Source organism: Nocardia vulneris (assembly GCF_001613425.1).
Taxonomy (GTDB): domain Bacteria; phylum Actinomycetota; class Actinomycetes; order Mycobacteriales; family Mycobacteriaceae; genus Nocardia; species Nocardia vulneris.
The window spans coordinates 307,908-328,929 of the sequence record NZ_BDCI01000023.1; the positions used below are offsets into that span (position 1 = coordinate 307,908).

A 21,022-nucleotide genomic window follows, 5' to 3' on the forward strand; every position below is an offset into this window, starting at 1 on the left:
GGCAGCCGAGCGACACGCGGACGGAGTGCGAAACCACGCGGGCGGAGTGCGAAACCACGCGGGCGGAGTGCGAAACATCGCGCGGCAGCTCCTGAACGAAACGCGCCAGCCGTTCTCGGCGGGTCCGGAATACGAGAGCGACGGGCGTGCGCGTCAGTGACCTGAGCTGCGCACGCCGAGCAGCACGTCCTCCCAGGACGGCATGGGCGCCTTGCCGCGCTTGGTGCGGGCGGTCTTGGCCGGGGCCTTGGCGGGCTTGGCCGGTGCTTCCTCGGCCGCCGGTGCCTTCGCCGCCGGCGCCTTGGGCGCGGCGGGTGCGGGCGGGGCGGTATCCGCGGTGCTGTCGGCGGTTGATGCGGCGGGGCTCGGTGCAGGCGCGCTAGGCGCGGGGCTCGCGGCGGCGGGCGTGGTGGGGGTCGCCGCCGCAGGAGCGGCGGTCGCGCCCGCTGTGATGGCGGGCGTGCTGCTGCCACCGGCCGCGACCGCACGCTGCTCGAAGTATTCGTCCAGCGTGGGCCGGCCCTGCTGGCGGGCGGCAGGGCGGGTGGGCGGTGCCGCCGGGGCGGGACGCGGTTCGGCCACCGGCTCGGGCTGCGGTTCGGGGGTCTCGGCCGCCGCGGGCAGGATGGTCGCGAGACCGCGTAGCGCGCGGCCGAAGTCGGGATCGATCAGGTCCGAGGCCGGGTCGTCGAGCGGAGAGACCGAGCCGCCGTGCGCGTCCGGCTGGTAGCGCCAGTGCGCGGCGATTTCGGAACGCCCGTTCTGCCACTGCAATTGGGCGACCCAGAAGCCCTTCTCGTCCTTCCAGGCGTCCCATTCGGCGCCTTCGATGTTGTGCCCGCGCTCGGTGAAGGCCGCGGTGACGACGTCGATGAGGGTTTCCACGGCGGGCCCGTCGGGGCGGACCGGGTGCGCCTTCTGGGCGAGTTCGGCGGCACGGGCGCGCTCCAGCAGCACCGGGTAGGCGAACCGCTCGACGCGGCTGGCCGGCATGCCGGACTCGGCGGTGACCTGTTCGACGGAGGCGCCGGCGCGGATTCGAGCCTGGATATCGCGAGGACGCATAGTTGCTTCCATTTCGATCTCTATCTGGCCGAATCGGGCAAGGTCTCCGCGTGCTGCGGCTCGTAGCTTGTCGTCGGCGGGCAGCCGGTACTTCGCGCCGGACTCGGTGTCGATACACACGATGTGCGTGGAGTCGGGCGTCACCCCGATCACTCGAAGTTCACGCACCGTTACCTCCTTACCGCGTCGACTCGCGACACCGCCCACTTTCCGAAACAGTAGTGCACTTCTGAGATCCGTGGGGCAGGACACGCGGGGCGGAAATCTCCGCGGAGACCTCCGCACCCCGCTAATCTGCTCTGTTCGAGTTGAAGCTTCGCGCGCCACGGCGTGTCATGTGTGGCGTGTCACGTGCGCGGAGCGCGTCGAATCCGGTGTGTCAGCCCAGATTCTGCACGACCCAGTCGATGCTACGGGTGAGCTGGCTGATGTCCTCGGGGTCGATCGCCGGGAACATGCCGACGCGCAGCTGGTTGCGGCCCAGCTTGCGGTAGGGCTCGGTGTCGACGATTCCGTTGGCCCGCAGCACCTTCGCCACCGCGGCCGCATCGACCGAATCAGCGAAGTCGATGGTGCCGACGACCTGCGAACGGTGCGCCGGGTCGGTGACGTACGGCGTGGCGAATTCGCTCGACTCGGCCCAGTTGTACAGCCGCGACGAGGAATCCAGCGTCCGCTTGACCGCCCAGTCCAGGCCGCCGTTGCCGTTGATCCATTCGATCTGGTCGGCGAACAGCAGCAGCGTGGCCAGCGCCGGGGTGTTGTAGGTCTGGTCCTTGGTGCTGTTGTCGATCGCGACGGGCAGCGAGAGGAACTCCGGTGTCCAGCGACCCGAAGTCTTGATCTCCTCGACCCGGGCCAGCGCCGCGGGGCTCATCAGCGCGACCCAGAGGCCACCGTCGGCGGCGAAGCACTTCTGCGGTGCGAAGTAGTAGACGTCGGCGTCGGCGATGTCGACCGGCAGGCCGCCCGCGCCCGAGGTCGCGTCGATGGCGATCAGCGCGTGCTCCGAACCGGCCGGACGCTGCACCGGAATGGCGACACCGGTGGAGGTTTCGTTGTGTGCCCAGCCGATCAGGTCGGCCGACGGGTCCGACACCGGTTCGGGGGCGCTGCCCGGCTCGGACGAGACCACGATGGGATCGCCGATGAACGGGTTGCCCTTGGCGACCGAGGCGAACTTCGAGCTGAACTCACCGTTGGTGAGATGCAGCGAGCGCTCCCGGATCAGGCCGAACGCGGCCGCGTCCCAGAAGGCCGTGGTGCCGCCGTTGCCGAGCACCACCTCGTAGCCGTCGGGCAGCGTGAACAGTTCGCGCAGCCCGGAACGGACCCGCGCGACCACATCTTTCACCGGCTTCTGCCGGTGGCTCGTTCCGAACACCGAGGCGCCGACACTCACCAGAGACTGCAACTGCTCCGGTCGCACCTTGGAGGGGCCGCAACCGAACCGTCCGTCGGCGGGCTTGAGGTCGTCGGGAATCGTCGGGAACGCAGTGGTCATGCCGAACAGGGTAAAGCGTGTCGGACCAGCTCTGTCAGTGTGGGTGGGCTGCTGTGCTCGAAGCCACGGACCGGGCCCGGCCCGGCCGGGCCCGCGCGGCTGCCGGATTTCCCCGCGGCGTGCTCGAGTTGCGGTGGTATTGCTGTGTCGCCGGGCACACTCCAGCTAACCTTTGCGCCCATGAACATGGCGTCGGCGAGCTCGGGGTGGCGACTGCGGGGTCGCCGGTCACGCACCTTCGGGCTACGGGTGGGGGCGATCTCGGACGCGGCGCGGCGCGAGTTGCTGATGCGCGGAGCACTCGGCTCGGCAACGATTTTGGGCGTGCGGCCGAGTTCGAAGGCGGGCGAGCCGGATTCGAGCACGCCCTCGCGGCGCGAGCCGGGTCACGTGTTCTGGGTCCGGGTGCTGGTGGACGGCACGGCACCGTACGAGACCCGGGTGCGCCAGCGGGTGTCGGCGGCCGATCTCGAATGGATGCAGCCCGGAGATGTGGTGTGCTGCCGCATAGATCCGGGCGATCGGGACCGATTGGTGCTCTACGTACCGGATTTCGCGGAGACCGGGCGGGCCGGTATCGCCAAGATCCTCGCCGACGGACGCCGCGCCGACGCGACCGTGCTGGCGGCGACCCCGGTGGCGGCGGACTACTCCGGGCGCGACGACCCGGTGCTGCGGCTGGATCTGGAGGTGCGTGCCTGGGACGAGCCGACGCCCTGGCTGGTCCGGCTCGTGCAGCCGGTGCCGCTGGCCGCGATCGGTCTGGTCGATCTCGGCCAGCACCTCGAGGTCGCCTTCTTCACGGTCGACCACGGCGAGTCCGTCGCCGTCGACTGGGCCGCCTCGCTCGGCGAGGACTGACCGCGTCCGTCAGGGGAGGTGGACGAAGGTGAAGCCCATCGCGCGGATGGTCGGTAGCGCCGCGATCATGCCCGCGCCGGTGCCCGACTGCGGGCGATGCATGTGCGCGAGCGAGATCGCCCCCGGTGCCGCGGCGTTCATCGCGGTCTCGACGTGCTTGGCGGAGGCAGTGGCGCCGTAGTCGGCGTTGATGCTGAAACCGAGGGGGGTCTCGCCGATCTCCCGCACGATCCGCACGGCGACGTCGTCGTAGTGCGCGGTGCCGGGGCGGAAGAAGCGCGGCGGGCGGCCGAGCAGGCCGGCCAGCCGCTCGTGATTGGCCCAGACCTCGTCGGCCGCCTCCTGTGCCGAGCCGGTGCCCGTGATGCCGTAGGCCGCCCGGCCGGTCACCGACAGCGGCTTGTGCGCCACACCGTGATTGGCCAGTTCGAACAGGGGGTTCCCGGCCAACTGGGCGGCGCGCCCCTGATTGGCATCGATCCAGCGCTTGTTCAGGAACAGCGTGGCCGGAATCCGCTGGGCGACCAGGAAATCGATCAGCGACTGATCGATGTCGTTGTTGCCCGGTCCACCGCAGGCGTCGAAGGTCAACGCCATCTGCTTGCCCGCGGCGGCGAAAGTGCTTGTGATGCCTGCCATCTCCATGCCCCACTGCTGCGGCTGGACACCGGCATAGCGGGCGGCGACCGCGGCGGGGGAATTGTCCGGCGGGGGAGCGGCTTTCGAGACGACGACCCGGTCGCTCGGCGGGGCCGCCGCGGTCTCGGTGGAACTCGGGGTCGCGGCCGTATCGCGCTGGGCGGTAAAGCATCCGGTGGCGACGAAACCGGCGGCCATCGCGGTGCCCAGGCCGAGCATCCGCCGCCGCGACATTCCCTCTTCCACCATCCGTCAGCTCTCTCTCGACGTCACGGGGATGCTACTCGAGCCGAACGCCCCACTGGTGTAGGGCATTCGGCTCGTGTCGTGTTCGTTCGATCACCCTGCCGTGTGACGGCCGCGGGACTACGCGTGCCGGACCGAGCTCCAGCCCGCGACGTCCTCGGGGCGACGCGGTCCGGGGCCGGTGTAGATGGCGGCGGGCCGGACCAGCTTGCCGAGCTGCTTCTGCTCGAGGATGTGCGCACACCACCCGGCGGTGCGGCCACAGGTGAACATGGCGGGCATCATGTGCGCGGGCACCTCGGCGAAGTCCAGGATCACCGCGGCCCAGAACTCCACGTTGGTCTCGATCGCGCGATCCGGGCGACGCTCGCGCAGCTCGGCCAGCGCGGCCTGCTCCAGTGCGGCGGCCACCTCGTAGCGCGGGGCGCCGAGTCGCTTCGCGGTGGCACGCAGCACGCGAGCCCGCGGGTCCTCGGCCCGGTAGACCCGGTGCCCGAAGCCCATCAGCTTTTCCTTGCGATCCAGGATGCCCTTGACCAGGGCCCTTGCGTCGCCGGACTTTTCGACGCCTTCGATCATCGGCAGCACGCGTGCGGGCGCGCCACCGTGCAGCGGGCCGGACATGGCGCCGATCGCGCCGGACAGCGAAGCAGCGACGTCGGCGCCGGTGGAGGCGATGACGCGGGCGGTGAAGGTGGAGGCGTTCATGCCGTGTTCGGCCGCGGACACCCAGTAGGCGTCGATCGCCTCGGTGTGCTTCGGGTCCGGGTCACCCTTCCAGCGGGTCATGAAGCGCTCGGTGACCGTGGTGCACTCGTCGATCTGCTTCTGCGGCACCGCGGGCTGGTAGATGCCGCGCGCGGACTGCGCGACGTAGGACAGCGCCATCACCGAGGCACGGGCCAGGTTGTCCCGCGCGGTCTCGTCGTCGATGTCGAGCAGCGGCTGGTAACCCCAGATCGGCGCGAGCATCGCCAGGCCGGCCTGCACGTCGACGCGCACGTCACCGGTGTGCACGGGCAGCGGGAAGGGCTCGGCGGGCGGCAGACCGCGACCGAATTCGCCGTCGACCAGCAGGGCCCACACGTCGCCGAAGGTCACCCGGCCCTCGACCAGGTCCTCGATATCGACGCCGCGGTAGCGCAGCGCACCGCCGTCCTTGTCGGGTTCGGCGATATCGGTGGTGAAAGCCACCACGCCCTCCAGGCCGCTGACGAAATCACTGGGTACGGCGGTCTGCCCAGTAGGCACCGCGGGGGTGGTGGTCATGCTGTGACTTCTCCTTGCACTTCGGGCCGCATGATGCTCGTCGAAGAGGGGTAGCAAGGCTCGCCGAGTACATGCCGATCACTAAAACCTTAGCTCCTTGCTACTGCGGAGTAACGTCTGCCCCATGCGTGACCTGGACAATTCATCTGGCGGACAGGAAGCGGCCGAATTCCTGCCGACCCCCGATCTCGCGGCGATGCGAGTCGACTACGGCGGTGCCCCGTTCGGCAGTGGCGAAGACGTCGATCTGGACGAAACCTGGCTGGCCGGCGGCTGGGAACCGTTGTTACGCCACTGGATCGAGCAAGCGACCGCGGTCGGTGTCGCGGAGCCCAACGCCATGGTGCTCGCCACCGTGTCACTGACGGGCGGGACGCCACGGCCGGTCGCCCGGACGGTCCTCTGCAAGGGGCTTTCGCCCGAAGGTGTGACTTTTTACACCAATTACGACTCGGCCAAGGGCAGCCAGCTCGCCGCCGTCCCGTTCGCCGCGGCCACCTTCGTCTGGCCCGCGCTCGGCAGGCAGGTGCACGTGCGCGGGGCGATCGAACGGGTCGGCGCCGAGACCACCGGCGTGTACTGGCGTTCCCGCCCGCGCGACTCACAGCTCGGCGCGTGGGCCTCGCACCAGTCCAGGACCATCGGCTCGCGCGCCGAACTGGATCGGATCATGGCCGAGACGGTCGAGCGGTTCGCCGACGTCGACGAGATCCCGGTGCCACCGCACTGGGGCGGGTTCCTGCTGCGTCCCGACGAGGTGGAGTTCTGGCAGGGTCGCCGCGGCAGGCTGCACAACCGCATCCGGGTGCTCATTCGAGACGCGACGATGACGGTCGACCGACTACAGCCGTGATTTATTCCCGTCGCGCGGGTGATCAATATCCAGTCGTGACAACCGGGTTCGACTCGCTACAGTGCGCCCGGTGAAGCTGCTCGCCGACACCGCGCCCCTGCGCCACAGCGACTTCCGGCGGCTGTGGACCTCGGGCATCGTCACCATGATCGGCGCTCAGCTGACCGTCGTCGCGGTGCCGCAGCAGATCTTCCAGATCACCGGCAGCTCGGGATACGTCGGCCTGGCCGGGCTGTTCGGCCTGGTGCCGCTGATCGTGTTCGGCCTGTGGGGCGGCGCGCTGGCCGACGTGATGGACCGGCGCAAGCTGATGCTCATCACCAACACCGGCACCGGGCTCACCGCGCTGGCCTTCTGGGTGCAGGCCGCCGCCGGTCTGGACAACGTGTGGGTGGTGCTCGGCCTGTTCGCGGTGCAGCAGGCGTTCTTCGCGGTGAACCAGCCGACGCGCAGCGCCACGATTCCCCGCCTGCTGCCCGAAGACCAACTGGCCGCGGCGAATTCGCTCAGCATGACGGTGATGCAGTTCGGCGCGATCGCCGGCCCGGTGCTCGCGGGCGCGTTGATTCCGGTCATCGGGCTGTCCATGCTCTATCTGATCGACGCCGTCTTCCTGCTGGCCACGCTGTGGGCGGTCTGGCGGCTGCCCGCGCTGCCGCCGACCGGGTCGGTCCGCAAGGCCGGGTTCCGCACGGTGCTGGACGGTTTCGGATATCTGGCGACGCAGCGGGTGCTGCTCGCGTCGTTCGCCGTCGACGTGATCGCGATGGTGTTCGGCATGCCGCGCGCGCTGTTCCCGCAGATCGCGCACGAGACCTTCGGCGATCCGACCACCGGCGGCGTCGCGCTCGGGCTGCTGTTCGCGTCCATGTCGGCGGGTGCGGTGCTGGGCGGGGTGTTCTCGGGATGGATTCCGCGGATCCGGCGGCAGGGACTCGCCGTGCTCATCTGTATCGCCCTGTGGGGCCTGGCCATGGTCGGCTTCGGCCTCGCCGTCGGTTTCACCGGACACGGCCTGAGCCTGGGGGCCGGCCTGTGGATCGCGCTGCTCTGCTCGGCGTTCGGCGGCGCGGTCGACATGGTCTCGGCGGCGTTGCGGGTCACCATGCTGCAGCAGGTGGCCACCGACGAGATGCGCGGCCGGCTGCAGGGCGTGTTCATCGTGGTTGTCGCAGGTGGGCCCCGCATCGGTGATGTTGCCCACGGTTTCGCGGCTGCGAGTCTGGGTACTGCTGTGGCGGCCGCGGGCGGCGGCGGTCTGGTCGTGGTCGGCGTAGTGATCGCGGCGGTGGCGTTCCCGGCATTCGTCCGATACCGGGTGGGCCGCGCACATGCGGAAACAGTGGCGTGAAGCGCCCTGCGAATTCCTGGCAACTGTGGTGCGATGGCCTTGGCCGACCTCACTTGGCCGGGAAGTGATTGTGAGCCTCCCCAGGACTACCCTCCGTGGTTGTCCGGGTCGGTGAACGTCTAGCGTTGAGACAAGTGCATCGTGCGCCGACCGCGACGATGCCTACGGTTCTAGCCTGAGAGGGATCCTTCCGTGCCCGCTGAGAACATCATCAACGTCGACGAAGACGCCAAGCCGGTACTCACCTATCCCGGCGGGGAATTCCCGATGACGGTCACCAAGGCCGCCGAGGGCAACGACGGGATCGAGCTGGGAAAGCTGCTCGCCAGCACCGGGTACGTCACCTACGACCCGGGGTTCATGAACACCGCCCCCACCAAGTCGGCGATCACCTACATCGACGGTGAGGCGGGCATCCTGCGCTACCGCGGGTACCCGATCGACCAGCTCGCCGCGTCCTCGACCTTCATCGAGGTGAGCTACCTGCTGATCTACGGCGAGCTGCCGTCGCAGGCCCAGCTGGAGGACTTCACCGACCGGATCCGCCGGCACACCCTGCTGCACGAGGATCTGAAGCGATTCTTCGACGGCTTCCCGCGCAACGCGCACCCGATGCCGGTGCTCTCGTCCGCGGTGAACGCGCTGTCGGCGTACTACCAGGATTCGCTGGACCCGCGCGACCCCGAGCAGGTCGAGCTGTCCACCATCCGGCTGCTGGCCAAGCTGCCCACCATCGCGGCCTACTCGTACAAGAAGTCGGTCGGCCAGCCGTTCCTCTACCCGGACAACTCGCTGAGCCTGGTGGAGAACTTCCTGCGGATGACCTTCGGCTTCCCGGCCGAGCCCTACGAGGTCGACCCCGAGGTCGCCGCGGCGCTGGACATGCTGCTCATCCTGCACGCCGACCACGAGCAGAACTGCTCCACCTCGACCGTGCGGCTCGTCGGTTCTTCCGATGCCAACCTGTTCACCTCGGTGTCCGGCGGCATCAACGCGCTGTGGGGCCCGCTGCACGGTGGCGCGAACCAGGCCGTGCTGGAGATGCTCGACGGCATCAAGTCCGAGGGCGGCGACGTTCGCGAGTTCATCCGCAAGGTCAAGAACAAGGAAGACGGCGTGAAGCTGATGGGCTTCGGGCACCGCGTCTACCGCAACTACGACCCGCGCGCCGCGATCGCCAAGAAGCACGCCGACGCGATCCTGAACAAGCTCGGCAACGACGAGCTGTTCGACATCGCCCAGGCGCTGGAGGAAGCCGCGCTCACCGACGACTACTTCGTCGAGCGTCGCCTGTACCCGAACGTCGACTTCTACACCGGCGTCATCTACAAGGCCATGGGCTTCCCGACCCGGATGTTCACCGTGCTCTTCGCCATGGGCCGGCTGCCGGGCTGGATCGCGCACTGGCGCGAAATGCACAGCGAGCCACTGAAGATCGGCCGCCCGCGGCAGATCTACACCGGCTACGGTGCGCGCGATTACCGCGAGATCACCAATCGTCAGTAGTACCGAGTAACACCCACCATCCACCAACGAAGGGGATAACCCGAATGACCAAGCCGGAGATCGAGTTCCAGGGCGGCCCCGCGCCTTCCGAGCTGGTGATCAAGGACATCATCGAGGGTGAAGGCAAGGAAGCCGTGCCCGGCGGCAACGTCGAGGTGCACTACGTCGGCGTCGAATTCGACACCGGTGCGGAATTCGACTCCTCCTGGAACCGCGGCGAATCCATCACGTTCCCGCTGCGTGGCCTGATCCAGGGCTGGCAGGACGGCATCCCGGGCATGAAGGTCGGCGGCCGCAGGCAGCTCACCATTCCGCCGGAGCTGGCCTACGGCGGCGCGGGTGCCGGGCACCCCCTCGCGGGCAAGACCCTGGTCTTCGTGATCGACCTGCTCGACGCCAACTGACCTGTAGCGCCCGGTGGCCCATATCCCGTCAAGGGGTATGGGCCACCGGCTTTTTCATGCCCTGACCAGGTCGGGTGCGTGGCGGTGCCCGCGGGATCGGACATCCCCGGCTGACCGGCGGATGGCCTCGAACGCCAGGTGCCGGATCTACGATCGCACCTGATTCGCAAGCTCTATCGACCGGATTCCTGCGGTGCCCGAAGCTGAGGGAGGCTTTCGATGAGTTCGACGAACGTGGCCCGGATCGCACTGGTTTCGCTGGTGGCGGCGGCGGGTTGGGGACTGACTCTGCCGGGTCCCGGCGACGTGGACGGCCGGGCGGTCGGCGCGGCCGAGGTGGTCCTGGTGCGCGACGACGGCGATATGGCAGCCGACGACCCGGCCGACGCGATCACCGACGAGCAACTGCGTGACGTGCAGCTGTGCACCTCGGCGGAGGAGGAAGCCGCTCGAACCGCTGAGGCAGTCAAGGACTGTGCGGCGAAGCGGATCGCCAGCGCGGCGCGGCGGTTCGAGAACGCGCCGTCGGAAGAGTATTCGAAGTTCGAAGCGACGGTTCCGTTCAAGTTGAAGGATGACGTCGGTGTCGCCGCAGCGCAGCGCGGGAAGGGGATCCGTCCTGACGCGTCTCATCGCGACGTTGCTGAGCTGGCGCTGATGGTGGTCTGTGCGCACACCGCGGCGACGGGTGGTCCGTGCGGTGACCCGTCGGACCGGATCTGCGTCGACTCGACGGGGAGCGAGTCCGACGCTATGTCCGCCAAGGGATTACAGGACTACCTCGAGGAAAAGCGGCGACTGCTGTGCGGCAGCGGCTCGGACAGTGACCTGCCCACCGAGCAGCGCGAGGCGAAGCAGGCCGCGCTGCATGCACTTCGCATGGCCAAGGGGGACGACCGGTCGCTCACCGGACGGATCCAGGCAGACAAGGCGGAAGCTCTGGCCGTGCTGACATGGCGTGCGGCGGGTTGGTTGTAGCGATTACTGCCGGACGATCTCGACCGGGTCGGTCAGGGCGAGGGCCAGGGCGGACTGCTGGGTGCTGCTGCGCGGGGGGAGGGCGGCGACGGCCTTGTCGGTTTGGGTGCCCAGGTTGTTCACGATGGTCTGCAGCTGGCTGACGCCGCCGGTGAGTTGGCTGATGGCGCTGACCAATTGGGCGCCGCCCTCGTCGGCCAGCTTGGGCAGACCTTCGGCCAGCTTCGCCCCCTCGTTCAATTGCGCACTGGCGCTGGTCAATCGGTCGACCACGGTGCGAAGCAGGGTGCCGAGATCGGTGTTCGGGTCCACCGCGCCGCCGACGAGCGAGCCGAGGCCGGTCAGCTGGGAGCCTGCCTGGCCCGAAATGTTCTGCAGGCCTTCCAGTTTCTTGATGATGTCGGCCAGCGCCGGATCGTTCGCGAAGGGGAGTGCGCGCAGCAGCGGGATGATCTGATCGAGGCCGGAGTTCACCGTGTTCGCGGTCTGCTCCACCTGCGCGATCGTGATGCCGGTCGAATCCAGGGCGGTGGCGAGTTCGTTCGCCTGTTTCGCGGCCCCGTCCACGGTCGAGTTCAGCAGCGCGATGGCCGAAGTGAGCTGTGCGGAGCCCTCTTTCGCGAAGTCGAGGAAGCCGAGGAGCTGGTCGGCACCCGAGCTGAACTGGTCGGCGCCCGAGGCGGCGGCGTTCACCCCGGCCTTCAGCAGCTGGGTGGTGAACTGCACCTGGGTCATCTGCGAACGCGCCTGCGCGACGGCCGCCAGCGCGGCGTCGACCCCCAGCGCGCCGACCCGGTGGGTCACCTCGGTCACCGCGCCGTGCACCAGCTCGCTGTCGGCGTTCTTGTGCGTGGCCACGGTCACCTTGGCCCGGCGCGGCTGCGCACCGGCCAGAGTGCCCATCGATTCGGTGAGGTCGGCGGGCAGGGTGATCACCGCCGCGTAGTCGTCGGTGCTCGCTTCGCCCGCCTGCGCCGCGGTCCATTCGTAGCCGCCCGCGTCCTCGAGCGCTTTCACCACCTTCGCGCCCGTCGGCCCGGTATCGGCGTTGACGAGTGCGATCCCGGTCGGGCCGCGGTCGGAGCCACCGCAGGCGGTGATACCGGCGCCGAGCGCGCCAGCGCTGAGGAGAGCAACGGCGAGAAGGGCCCAGCGGGCGCGTTTTCCGATCACAGCCCGACCCTAGAACTCGGATCCGTCCGCGCCCATGGCTGTTCTATGAGAGTTCGCTAAGGACCGCGGGCCGCTCAGTTCGCGGTGCGTTCGGGCAGGTCGAGCACCAGACGGACGCCGCCGAGCGCACCGTCGTCGAAATAGGCCCGCCCGCCGTGCAATTGGGCCTGCTGCGCGACGAGGGCGAGGCCGAGGCCGGAACCGCCCTTGCTCGCCTGGCTGCCGCGGAAGAACCGGTCGAACACGGCCTGCCGCTCGTGCTCGGGGATTCCGCGCCCGTTGTCGTCGATGCTGATGACGATGTGGCCGTTCGGTGCCCGATGCGCGGTGACCAAAGCCTGGGTGGCACGGCCGTGTTTGGCCGAGTTGGCCAGTGCGTTGTCCACCGCGAGGCGCAGCCCGGCCGGCAGCCCCCGGGTCACCAGCTCGGCGTCGCTGTCGATGCGCACGGTGAGGCCGGGGAAGTGCCGCATGGCATCGTGGGCGGCTTGGTCGCACAGGTCGCCCACATCGGTGGCGACGTGATCGCGGTCGTGGGTGAGGTCACCGGTGGCCAGGCGCTCCAGGGCCGCGAGCGTGGTCTCCACCCGGCCCTGGCTGCGTTGCAGGTCGCCGAGGATCTCCGCGCGCTGGGCCTCGTCCAGGTCCAGGGTGCGCAGCACCTCGAGATCGGTGCGCATGGCGGTGAGCGGGGTGCGCAGCTCGTGCGCGGAGACCGCCGCGAAATCCCGTGCGGTCTCCAGCGCCGCGGCGGTCGCGGACTGCGCCTCGTCGACCCGCTCGAGCATCGTGTTCACCGCGTCCGCCAGCTTTTCCGCCTCGCGCACGCCCGAGCCGTCCACCGGTGTCTGCGGGTTGTGCGGGTCGGGTAGTGCGCTGCGCGCGTCGACCTGACGGGTGAGTCGCACGATCGGGCGCACCGCGCGCCCGGCGAGCAGCCAGCCGAGCGCGGCCGCGGCGGCGATCGCGAGCAGCGCGCCCGCCAGCACCCAGCGCCGTTGCTCCGCGGTCGCCTCGGCCGCCGACGCGGCGGGGATACCGATCGACACCACCCGATCCGCGGGCTGGTTCTCGCTGGTCGACAGGATGCGATACGGCGTCCCCGCGACCGGGATGGTGCGCGAACCCGGTGTCAGATCGGGCAATTGGGTCGGCGTGCTCGCCGTGACGCCCCCGCCGTCGCGGACGGTGACCGCGATGTCGTTGGTCAGTCCGGGCAGCAGGCTGATAAAGCGGATCGCGATGACCGGTTCGACCAGCACGATGCGCGCGGCGATCGCGAGCTGCTGATCGGATTGCTGCACGTTGTTGCGCTCGATCGCGCGAATGCTGATCACGCTGATCACCGAGACGATCACGATCGCCCCCGCCGCAGCCGCGCCCGCGACCCGGGTGCGCAACGAAAACGCCCGCAGCCGACGGGTTTTCGGCGCCGCGGCGTCGGTCATTTGGGCGCCCGGAGCACGAAGCCCACGCCGCGGATCGTGTGCAGCAGCCGGGGCACGCCATCCACTTCGAGCTTGCGCCGTAGGTAGCCGACGAACACGTCGACCACGTTGGTGTCGGCGGCGAAGTCGTAGCCCCACACCAGTTCCAGCAGCCGCTCCCGGCTCAGCACCACGCCGACATTGCGGGCCAGCGTGGACAAGAGCTCGAATTCCCTTTTGGTGAGCTCGATTTCGTGCCCGTCGAGCAGGGCGCGATACCCGGCGACATCGACCTCGAGCGGTCCGACGGTGATCGCGCCGGGCGTCGCGGGCGGGGGCGTGTCGGTGCGCCTGCGCAGCAGCGCCCGGATCCGCGCGACGAGTTCGGCGAGCACGAACGGTTTCACCAGGTAGTCGTCCGCACCGGACTCCAGCCCGGAGATGCGGTCGTCCACCGAGGCTCTGGCGCTGAGTACGCAGATCGGCACCTCGTTGCCCATCGCCCGCAACGCGGTCACCACCCCGGCGCCGTCGAGCACCGGCATGTTCATATCGAGCACGATCGCGTCCGGCGCGTGCTCGTTCACGCTGCGCAGCGCCTGCGCCCCATCCCGCGCGACGAGCACGTGGAACCCGGACAGCCGCAGCCCGCGCTCGACCGACGCGAGCACGTCCTCGTCGTCATCGACGACGAGGACGGTCGGTGTAGAAGCAGGTGTCACAGCGTCCATTTTGGGCTAACCCGCCGCGCCGGTACTTCAGGCAGGGTAGTTGTGGCAGGTCGCGGCGACCTGACGGATGGTCTCGGCGAGTCCGGCCGCGCGCGGATCGTTCTCGGCCTGTGCGGCCGCGTCCGGGTTCTCGGCGAGGGCGCGTTGCAGATCCGCGCGGCGCTGTTCGACCGGCTGATCGAACTTGCGCTGCAGCTCGGCCTTCTGCGCGGGGTTCGAGTCGAGGATCGAGGCCAGCTGCGGCGCCTTGTCGTGCAGCGCGGCGTCGACCTGCGCGAAGGTACAGTCCGACTCGAGCAGCGGCCCGGCCAGCGTCATCGGATCGGCGGCCGCGATCGCGGGACTGAGGAACAGGGCCACGGTGGCCAGTCCGCCCGCGGCGAGTGCGGCGACGGCGGGACGACCAACGGAACGCTTCATGTGTTGCCTCCAGAGCATCGAGGGGGTTGCTTCAGCGCCCTCGACGCTAGGCCGTCACACTGGCCCCCGTGTGAACGTTCTTTAAGGAATCTCTGAGTAGCGGTCGATCACCAAGGCACAGTGCATTTTTCGCGATCGGGTCGTTTCCCGAGCGCAGGTTCAGGCGGGCGAGCCGACATCGGGCGTGGCGACCGGCGCCTGGTCCGGCGTGGGCGCCGGGCCGTCCAGCGGCCGGGCCGCCCGGATCTGTGTTTCCAGCGCGTCGAGCACCGCGGGGTCCTCGATGGTGGAGGGCACGTCGTAGGTCTCGCCGGCGGTGATCTGCCGGATCGTCTTGCGCAGGATCTTGCCGGAGCGGGTCTTCGGCAGCGCGGTCACGATGACGGCGTCGTGCAGGGTCGCGATCGCGCCGATCTGGGTGCGGACCCGTTCGATCAGTTCGTCGCGCAGCTGCGCCGGGTCCACCTCGACCCCCGACTTGAGCACCACGTAGGCCAGTGGCCGGTGGCCCTTGAGTTCGTCGGGCAGGCCGATCACGGCGCATTCGGCGACGGCCTGGTGACCGGCGATGGCCGCCTCGATGCTGCCCGCCGAGAGCCGGTGCCCGGCCATGTTGATCACGTCGTCGCTGCGGCCGAGTACGTAGAGATAGCCGTCGTCGTCGAAGTAGCCGGAGTCGCCGGTGAGGTAGTGGCCCGGGTAGGCGGAGAGATAGGAGCGCTTGTAGCGCTCGTCGTCGTGCCACAGGCCGGTCAGCGTGCCGGGCGGCAGCGGCAGCCCGATCACGATGTTGCCCTCGGTGTTCGGCGCCACCGGGTTGCCCTCGGAGTCGAGCACGCGCAGCCGGTACCCGGGCACCGGCACCGACGCCGAGCCCGCCTTGATCGGAAGTTGTTGCAGGCCGAGCAGGTTCGCGCAGATCGGCCAGCCGGTCTCGGTCTGCCACCAGTGATCGACCACGGGGCAGTCCGTTCGCCCGGCGAGCAGCACCTCCTCGGCCCAGGCATAGGTGGCGGGATCGAGGCGCTCGCCCGCGCAGAACAGCGCGCGCAGCGACGAGAGATCGTTGCGGTGCGCCAGCGTGGCATCCGGGTCGGCCTTGCGGATGGCGCGCAGCGCGGTCGGGGCCGTGAACAGTACGCGAACATTGTGTTCGGCCACCACGCGCCAGTACGCGCCCGCGTCGGGGGTGCCGACCGGCTTGCCCTCGTAGAGCAGCGTGGTCGCGCCGACCAGCAGCGGCGCGTAGACGATATAGGAATGGCCGACGACCCAGCCGACGTCGGAGGCCGTCCACATCACCTGCCCCGGGCCGATGTCGTAGATGTTGCGCATGGACCAGGCGAGGGCAACCGCGTGTCCGCCGTTGTCCCGTACCACGCCTTTGGGTTTCCCGGTGGTGCCCGAGGTGTAGAGGATGTAGAGCGGATCGGTGGCGGCGACCGACACCGGATCGGCCGGTGTCGCACCGCGGACAGCATCGTCCCAATCGAGCCATTGCGCGGCGACCGTCTGGGTGGAACTCGGTAGTGATTCCGTGGCGGCCTGCGGGGCGGGGAAGTGGATGGTGCGGAACTGCTCGCGCTGCTTCACGATCACCGTGCGCGGGGCGGTGGTGGTGGCGAGGTCCAAGGCCTGCAACACAATCGGCGGATATTCGAGCTGTTTGCCCGGTTCCAGGCCGCCCGAGGCTGTGACGATCAACACCGGCTCGGCGTCGTCGATGCGGGCCGCGAGTTCCGGCGCGGCGAAGCCGCCGAACACCACCGAGTGCACCGCGCCGATCCGCGCGCAGGCGAGCATCGCGATCACGGCTTCCGGGATCATCGGCAGGTAGATGACCACGCGATCGCCTGCGACAACGCCGATTCGGCGCATCGCACCGGCGAACTCAGCTACCTTTTCCAGCAGTTCGGCGTAGGTGAAAACGCCTCTGGTGCCGGTCATAGCGGAGTCGTATATTAAGGCGGGCTGATTCGCGAGGCCTCCCTCTTCCCGCACATGCCGGTCGAGGGCGTTGAAGGAGGTGTTGAGGCGAGCGTCGGGGAACCATCTGGCCACCGGCCGCGCGGTGGTGTCGACGACCTGGGTCGGCGGTACGTCCCAGTCGATCGCTTCAGCCGCACCAGCCCAGAACTCGGCGGGATCGACCAAGCTGGTCTGATAGACCGGTCGGTACTCGTGCCGCACGTTCAAACCCGTGACTCCCTAGCCTCGCCTCGATGCCCGCCTCGATAGATCTGGTTGATTGTGGCAGACTTCACGCGACGCCCGGGATGGTGTTGTGACCATTGGTTTTGCCTGGAACGGGCAGGTCAAGGGGCGCAGCCTGACTCGGAGTCACCCAAGAAGTTATTGATCCGTTAGAATCTGATGTCACTTATTTGGGCCGTCGTAGACGCAATTTCTCGGCCAGCCGCAGTTCTCGGCCAGCTCCGCCTGTCGAGCCAGTATGCGTGTGGAGGTTCGCTGATGGCGCGTGGTTGGGGCCAGTTTGGAAAGTGAGTGGGAGATGCGTGACGCCGCTAGGTCCGGCAGAAGGCGCTGGGCGCTCGGCAACTGGGACCTGCGCTGGAAGGTAACGGCAGTCCTGGCCGTTCCGCTGGCGGTCGCGGTAGGGCTCGGCGTGTCCAGGATTTCATCAGAGTTCGCGGATTCGAGCCGGCTTGCCGGGGTCGCGGAGAACGTCGGGGCGATCCCCGCGGTGACCGCGCTGAGTGCGCAGACGGCGACGACCGTCGGTTCGCAGATGATCGCGGTCGCGCCGAACGTGTCGGTGGTGACCGATCAGAACCTCGCCGACCTCGACAAGGCGATCGCCAACGCGGAGAAATCGGCCGACCGGCTCAACGGAGTCGCCGGCGCCCGCGCGGCGCTGGACAGCATGCTCACCCAGGCCAAAGCGGTTCGGGCGCAGGGTAAGAACGTCAGCACCACGCCGACCTCGGATGCCATCGGACTGATCGACCGGGTCCGCAACGACAGCGTGCGGATCGTCGAGACGACGGTCGGCCAGGTCAGCGATACCGCGGTCGACACCGCGAAACTGCGGCTGGTCGACTCGCTGAACACCCGCGCCACGCTGGTCGGCGAGGTCGCCGCCTTCCCCGAGGTGCTGCGCAATCCGACCACCGGCGTGCAGGGCTTCCTCACCGCCGCCAACACCGAGCGTTCGCTGCTCAGCGTGCTGTCGCACCGGTTCCCGGACGGGGACACCTCGATCGCCGACCTGCGGGCGGGCATCGACACTCGAGTGGCACTGCTGAGCAGTCCGGAGTCGCAGGCGGGCCGGATTCCGGTCGGAGACCTGAAGAAGTCGCTGACCGACAGCCTCGCCGTCTACGAACTCGTGGTGAGCCGGGCGACCAAGGACATCGACAGCGCGATGAACTCCCTGGTGTCCACCGCGCAGCGCGACGCCTGGACCTACACCGCGGTCGTGGTCGCGACCATCCTCGCCGCGCTGTTGCTCGCGGTGTTCGTGGCGCGCTCGATGATCGTGCCGCTGCACCGGCTGCGGCTCGCCGCGCTGCGGGTCGCCGAAAGCGACCTGCCGCACGAGGTTTCCCAGCTCCGCAACGGCGCGTCCCCGGAAGAGGTACCGCTGGAACCGATGCCGGTGCGCAGCACCGAGGAGATCGGCCAGCTGGCTCGCGCCGTCGACGACATCCACGGCCAGGCGCTGCGTCTGGCGAGCGACCAGGCGCAGATGCGTTCGCAGGTCAACGACATGTTCGAGACGCTGGCCCGGCGCTCCAAGTCGCTCGTCGATCATCAGCTCAGCCTGATCGAGGCGATGGAGTACGACGAGAAGGACCCGCGCCTGCTGGAAAACCTGTTCCGGCTGGACCATCTCGCCGCGCGCATGCGGCGAAACGGTGACAACCTGCTCATCCTCGCCGGTACCCGGCAGCGCCGCGCCAAGTCCGCACCGGTCGAGATCGCCGACGTGCTGCGCGCCGCGATCTCCGAGGTCGAGGACTACGAGCGGGTGAAACTGGGTGCCACACCGCGTGGTTCGCTGGTCGAGCCCGCCGCCTCCGATATGGCGCACCTGTTCGCCGAGCTGCTGGACAACGCGTTGCGCGCCTCCCCGCCGGAGACCGACGTGAAGTTCACCTTCGCGCAGGCGCACGATCAGGGCATGCTCATCGAGGTGGCCGACCGCGGTATCGGTATGCCGCCTGCCGAGATGGCCGATATCAACCGGCGGCTCGAGCAGACCGCCGAGCCCGGTCCCGACACCGCCCGGCACATGGGTCTTTTCGTGGTCGGCAGGCTGGCCGAGCGGCACGGGCTCACCGTGCGGCTGCGGCCCACCTTCGACACCGCGCGCGATCCCGGCGTCACCGTGACCGTGCACGTCCCGGTGGGGCTGATCGTCGCGGGCAAGCCGATCACGGCCCAGCCCGTCACTCCGTCGCCGCAGACCCCCGAGCGCACGCGCCCGGCCGGTCCGTCGTCGATGCAGATGCGGGCGATCACCCGCACCCCCGGCGGCAACGTCATGGTCACCGTCGATCCCGGGGTGAGCGGGCCGATCCCGGTCAGCAAGCCGAACACCTCGCCCAGCACGCCGATTCCGGCCGCGGGCGGGCTGCCACAGCGGCAGCCGGGCAGCAATATGGCCGCGACACAGGGGAATGCGCAGGGCCCGACCCTGCGGCCCGCGCCCGGTCAGCAGCAGTCCAGCGGCCCGCAGCGGGGCAAACTCGCCGCCGCGAACCTACCCAAGCGCAACCTCAACCCGGGCGGTCCGCCGCGGCCGCCGGGCGCGCCCGCCGAACCGACCGTGACGGGTCTGCCCCCGCGCGACCCGAATTCGGGCGAACTGCCGAAGCGGCAGCCGGGCACCAACGGTGTGCCGCAGCCGAGTATCAGCGGGCTTTCCCAGCCGCCCGGCGGCCTGCCGCAGCGCCAGCGCGGCGAGAACGGCCTGCCGCAGCGCGAGAGCGCGTCCGGCGGGCTGCCGCAGCGCGAGCCGAATGCCGGTGGCCTGCCGCCCCGTCAGGGGCCGAACGGCCTGCCGCAGCGGGAAGGGTTGCCCCCGCGCGATCCGAACGCGGGTGGGCTGCCACAGCGTTCGTCGGCGGCGCCCTCGTCGGGCCTGCCGCAGCGCGAGGCGGGCGCCAACGGCCTGCCCCAGCGCGAGCCGAGTTCCGGCTTGCCGCAGCGGGAGCCGGGCACGGGCGGCCTGCCGCAGCGCGACAGTGCTTCCGGTGGCCTGCCACCGCGCGATCCGAGCGCGGGTGGCCTGCCGCAGCGGTCGGCCGGGGCGAGTGGCTTGCCGCAGCGCGAGCCGAGCCCGGGCCTGCCGCAACGTGATCCGAGTGCGGGTGGGTTGCCGCAGCGCGAGAGCGCCGCCGGTGGCCTGCCGCAACGTGAGCCGAGCTCCGGTCTGCCGCAGCGCGATCCCAGCGCAGGTGGTCTGCCGCAGCGTGATTCGAGCTCCAGCGGTCTGCCGCAGCGTGATCCGAGCGGGGACGTTTTGCCGCAACGTGATTCGAATACCGGTGGACTGCCGTCCCGGCACGCGGCGGCGACGAGCCTGCCGCAGCGCGAGACACCGACCGGACTGCCGCAACGGCAACCGGGTTCGCAGGTGCCGCCGAATCTGCCCCAGCGCGAGCCGGGCGGGGACGGCCTGCCGCAACGCGAATCCTCGCCCGGCATCGGCCTTTCGCCGCGCAGCCGCGGCGTCGAGGAGCCGGTCGGCGACGCGGACGCGACCGGCGGCGATCCGGGCCGGCACAGCTACCGGGCCAACCCGGGCCGCACGGCGTCGTTCTTCCAGACCAGGCTGCAGCCCGCGGTCGACACCGGCGATTCGGTGATGGGTGGGACACCAATTTTCGCGGAAATGATGTCCGCGTGGCTGTCAGACCCCAATATGGATCGATCCCAAGTGGCCGCTTCCTTCGAATCACCGGGTGATGAAGGGTGGCAGGCGGCCCGGCGGGCGAGCGAGGCACAGGCAGAAACGAAGACGGCGGCCGGGTTGCCGCAACGCAATCCGGGCGGAAGGCTGGTCCCGGGCGCCGTCAACGGTGCGGTGGAACGGGCACCGAGCCGCGATCCAGAAACAATCAGGTCCAGCTTGAGTCGTCACCAGCAAGGCGTCCGGGATGGCCGCGCAATGAGAGCAATGAACCTAACCGGAGATAAAGGAGACCGATGAACCCCGATCTAGGTGGTACGAATCGTCAGCTGGATTGGCTGGTTTCGAACTTCGCCAACGAGGTTCCTGGCGTAGCCCATGCCGTCCTGGTCTCGGCTGACGGCCTACTGATGGCCGCGAGCGCTCAGCTGCCCGTCGACCGCGCCGAGCAGCTCTCGGCCGTCACCGCCGGACTGGCCAGCCTCTCGGTCGGCGTTTCGAACCTGTTCGAGGGCGGCACCGTGTTGCAGTCCGTCGTCGAGATGGAGCACGGCTACCTGCTACTCATGGCAGTCGGCGACGGCTCGTACCTTGCGGTGCTGACCAATACGTCTTGCGATATCGGTCAGGTCGGGTACGAGATGGCGCTGTTGGTCGAGCGTGTGGGCCAGACGGTTCAGGCCACGCCACGCGTCACGATGGGTTCCTGATGGTGGG

Annotated in this window: 17 protein-coding genes; 8 read left to right on the forward strand and 9 right to left on the reverse strand. The window is 69.3% G+C overall.

From position 1 onward, the window contains the following. Positions 1 to 153 precede the first annotated feature (153 nt). Positions 154 to 1,233: a septation protein SepH gene (gene sepH, locus NVU01S_RS25925; RefSeq protein WP_043664637.1), complete on the reverse strand. Its 1,080-nt coding sequence runs from the start codon at positions 1,231 to 1,233 to the stop codon at positions 154 to 156. Positions 1,234 to 1,444: 211 nt separating this feature from the next. Continuing rightward, positions 1,445 to 2,569, reverse strand: coding sequence for a phosphoserine transaminase (serC, locus tag NVU01S_RS25930; protein ID WP_043664634.1), 1,125 nt, complete (start codon positions 2,567 to 2,569; stop codon positions 1,445 to 1,447). A gap of 180 nt (positions 2,570 to 2,749) precedes the next feature. On the opposite strand from serC, the gene NVU01S_RS25935 reads away from it, so the two are divergent. Beyond that, on the forward strand, positions 2,750 to 3,430 hold the full coding sequence (locus tag NVU01S_RS25935) for a hypothetical protein (protein WP_043664632.1): 681 nt from the start codon (positions 2,750 to 2,752) through the stop codon (positions 3,428 to 3,430). 9 nt (positions 3,431 to 3,439) lie between these two features. Here NVU01S_RS25935 and NVU01S_RS25940 read toward each other — a convergent pair whose 3' ends face one another. Beyond that, positions 3,440 to 4,318: a polysaccharide deacetylase family protein gene (locus tag NVU01S_RS25940; RefSeq protein ID WP_244467112.1), complete on the reverse strand. Its 879-nt coding sequence runs from the start codon at positions 4,316 to 4,318 to the stop codon at positions 3,440 to 3,442. A gap of 117 nt (positions 4,319 to 4,435) precedes the next feature. After that, a complete protein-coding gene (locus NVU01S_RS25945; protein WP_014981562.1) occupies positions 4,436 to 5,584 on the reverse strand; it encodes a citrate synthase 2 in 1,149 nt (382 codons plus the stop codon). Between the two features lie 124 nt (positions 5,585 to 5,708). Between NVU01S_RS25945 and pdxH the strand changes: the two genes are divergently transcribed. The 5 genes from pdxH (at position 5,709) to NVU01S_RS25970 (ending at position 10,676) form a co-directional block, all read left to right on the forward strand. After that, the gene (gene pdxH, locus NVU01S_RS25950) at positions 5,709 to 6,437 is read left to right on the forward strand and encodes a pyridoxamine 5'-phosphate oxidase (protein WP_052280185.1); all 729 of its coding nucleotides are present in this window, start codon (positions 5,709 to 5,711) and stop codon (positions 6,435 to 6,437) included. A 70-nt stretch (positions 6,438 to 6,507) separates the two neighbouring features. Next, positions 6,508 to 7,788: an MFS transporter gene (locus NVU01S_RS25955; protein ID WP_043664627.1), complete on the forward strand. Its 1,281-nt coding sequence runs from the start codon at positions 6,508 to 6,510 to the stop codon at positions 7,786 to 7,788. Positions 7,789 to 7,980: 192 nt separating this feature from the next. After that, positions 7,981 to 9,294 (forward strand): citrate synthase, encoded by a 1,314-nt coding sequence (locus tag NVU01S_RS25960; RefSeq protein ID WP_014981565.1) that lies wholly within the window; start codon positions 7,981 to 7,983, stop codon positions 9,292 to 9,294. A gap of 44 nt (positions 9,295 to 9,338) precedes the next feature. Next, positions 9,339 to 9,698, forward strand: coding sequence for an FKBP-type peptidyl-prolyl cis-trans isomerase (locus tag NVU01S_RS25965; protein WP_043664624.1), 360 nt, complete (start codon positions 9,339 to 9,341; stop codon positions 9,696 to 9,698). A gap of 219 nt (positions 9,699 to 9,917) precedes the next feature. Further along, positions 9,918 to 10,676, forward strand: coding sequence for a hypothetical protein (locus tag NVU01S_RS25970; protein ID WP_156161419.1), 759 nt, complete (start codon positions 9,918 to 9,920; stop codon positions 10,674 to 10,676). Positions 10,677 to 10,679: 3 nt separating this feature from the next. Here the strand turns inward: NVU01S_RS25970 and NVU01S_RS25975 are convergent, their stop codons facing one another. From NVU01S_RS25975 to NVU01S_RS25995, 5 genes are all read right to left on the reverse strand, one after another. Beyond that, a complete protein-coding gene (locus NVU01S_RS25975) occupies positions 10,680 to 11,849 on the reverse strand; it encodes a YhgE/Pip domain-containing protein (RefSeq protein WP_043664619.1) in 1,170 nt (389 codons plus the stop codon). Between the two features lie 74 nt (positions 11,850 to 11,923). Then, positions 11,924 to 13,297: a sensor histidine kinase gene (locus NVU01S_RS25980; RefSeq protein ID WP_052280184.1), complete on the reverse strand. Its 1,374-nt coding sequence runs from the start codon at positions 13,295 to 13,297 to the stop codon at positions 11,924 to 11,926. Then, positions 13,294 to 14,007: a response regulator transcription factor gene (locus NVU01S_RS25985; RefSeq protein WP_043664616.1), complete on the reverse strand. Its 714-nt coding sequence runs from the start codon at positions 14,005 to 14,007 to the stop codon at positions 13,294 to 13,296. The genes NVU01S_RS25980 and NVU01S_RS25985 overlap by 4 nt, the downstream gene beginning before the upstream one ends. Positions 14,008 to 14,034: 27 nt before the next feature. Further along, entirely contained in the window at positions 14,035 to 14,427 is a 393-nt protein-coding gene (locus NVU01S_RS25990) for a hemophore-related protein (RefSeq protein ID WP_014981570.1), read from the reverse strand. 159 nt (positions 14,428 to 14,586) lie between these two features. Further along, complete coding sequence (locus NVU01S_RS25995; RefSeq protein ID WP_043664612.1) at positions 14,587 to 16,623, reverse strand: AMP-binding protein; 2,037 nt, start codon at positions 16,621 to 16,623, stop codon at positions 14,587 to 14,589. A 316-nt stretch (positions 16,624 to 16,939) separates the two neighbouring features. Here NVU01S_RS25995 and NVU01S_RS26000 point away from each other — a divergent pair, with 316 nt between their 5' ends. Continuing rightward, a complete protein-coding gene (locus NVU01S_RS26000) occupies positions 16,940 to 20,605 on the forward strand; it encodes a sensor histidine kinase (RefSeq protein ID WP_209444755.1) in 3,666 nt (1,221 codons plus the stop codon). Continuing rightward, positions 20,602 to 21,015 (forward strand): roadblock/LC7 domain-containing protein, encoded by a 414-nt coding sequence (locus NVU01S_RS26005; RefSeq protein WP_011207200.1) that lies wholly within the window; start codon positions 20,602 to 20,604, stop codon positions 21,013 to 21,015. Before NVU01S_RS26000 ends, NVU01S_RS26005 begins: the two co-directional genes overlap by 4 nt. The last annotated feature ends 7 nt before the right edge of the window (positions 21,016 to 21,022 follow it).

Excerpts from the sequence above, each read along its gene's own strand:
- NVU01S_RS26005 (WP_011207200.1), top strand. The coding sequence starts at position 20,602 with ATGAACCCCGATCTAGGTGGTACGAATCGTCAGCTGGATTGGCTGGTT.
- NVU01S_RS25990 (WP_014981570.1), bottom strand. The coding sequence starts at position 14,427 with ATGAAGCGTTCCGTTGGTCGTCCCGCCGTCGCCGCACTCGCCGCGGGC.
- serC (WP_043664634.1), bottom strand. The coding sequence starts at position 2,569 with ATGACCACTGCGTTCCCGACGATTCCCGACGACCTCAAGCCCGCCGAC.
- NVU01S_RS25970 (WP_156161419.1), top strand. The coding sequence starts at position 9,918 with ATGAGTTCGACGAACGTGGCCCGGATCGCACTGGTTTCGCTGGTGGCG.
- NVU01S_RS25945 (WP_014981562.1), bottom strand. The coding sequence starts at position 5,584 with ATGACCACCACCCCCGCGGTGCCTACTGGGCAGACCGCCGTACCCAGT.
- NVU01S_RS26000 (WP_209444755.1), top strand. The coding sequence starts at position 16,940 with ATGCGTGACGCCGCTAGGTCCGGCAGAAGGCGCTGGGCGCTCGGCAAC.
- NVU01S_RS25940 (WP_244467112.1), bottom strand. The coding sequence starts at position 4,318 with ATGGTGGAAGAGGGAATGTCGCGGCGGCGGATGCTCGGCCTGGGCACC.
- NVU01S_RS25965 (WP_043664624.1), top strand. The coding sequence starts at position 9,339 with ATGACCAAGCCGGAGATCGAGTTCCAGGGCGGCCCCGCGCCTTCCGAG.
- NVU01S_RS25980 (WP_052280184.1), bottom strand. The coding sequence starts at position 13,297 with ATGACCGACGCCGCGGCGCCGAAAACCCGTCGGCTGCGGGCGTTTTCG.
- pdxH (WP_052280185.1), top strand. The coding sequence starts at position 5,709 with ATGCGTGACCTGGACAATTCATCTGGCGGACAGGAAGCGGCCGAATTC.
- NVU01S_RS25935 (WP_043664632.1), top strand. The coding sequence starts at position 2,750 with ATGAACATGGCGTCGGCGAGCTCGGGGTGGCGACTGCGGGGTCGCCGG.
- NVU01S_RS25985 (WP_043664616.1), bottom strand. The coding sequence starts at position 14,007 with ATGGACGCTGTGACACCTGCTTCTACACCGACCGTCCTCGTCGTCGAT.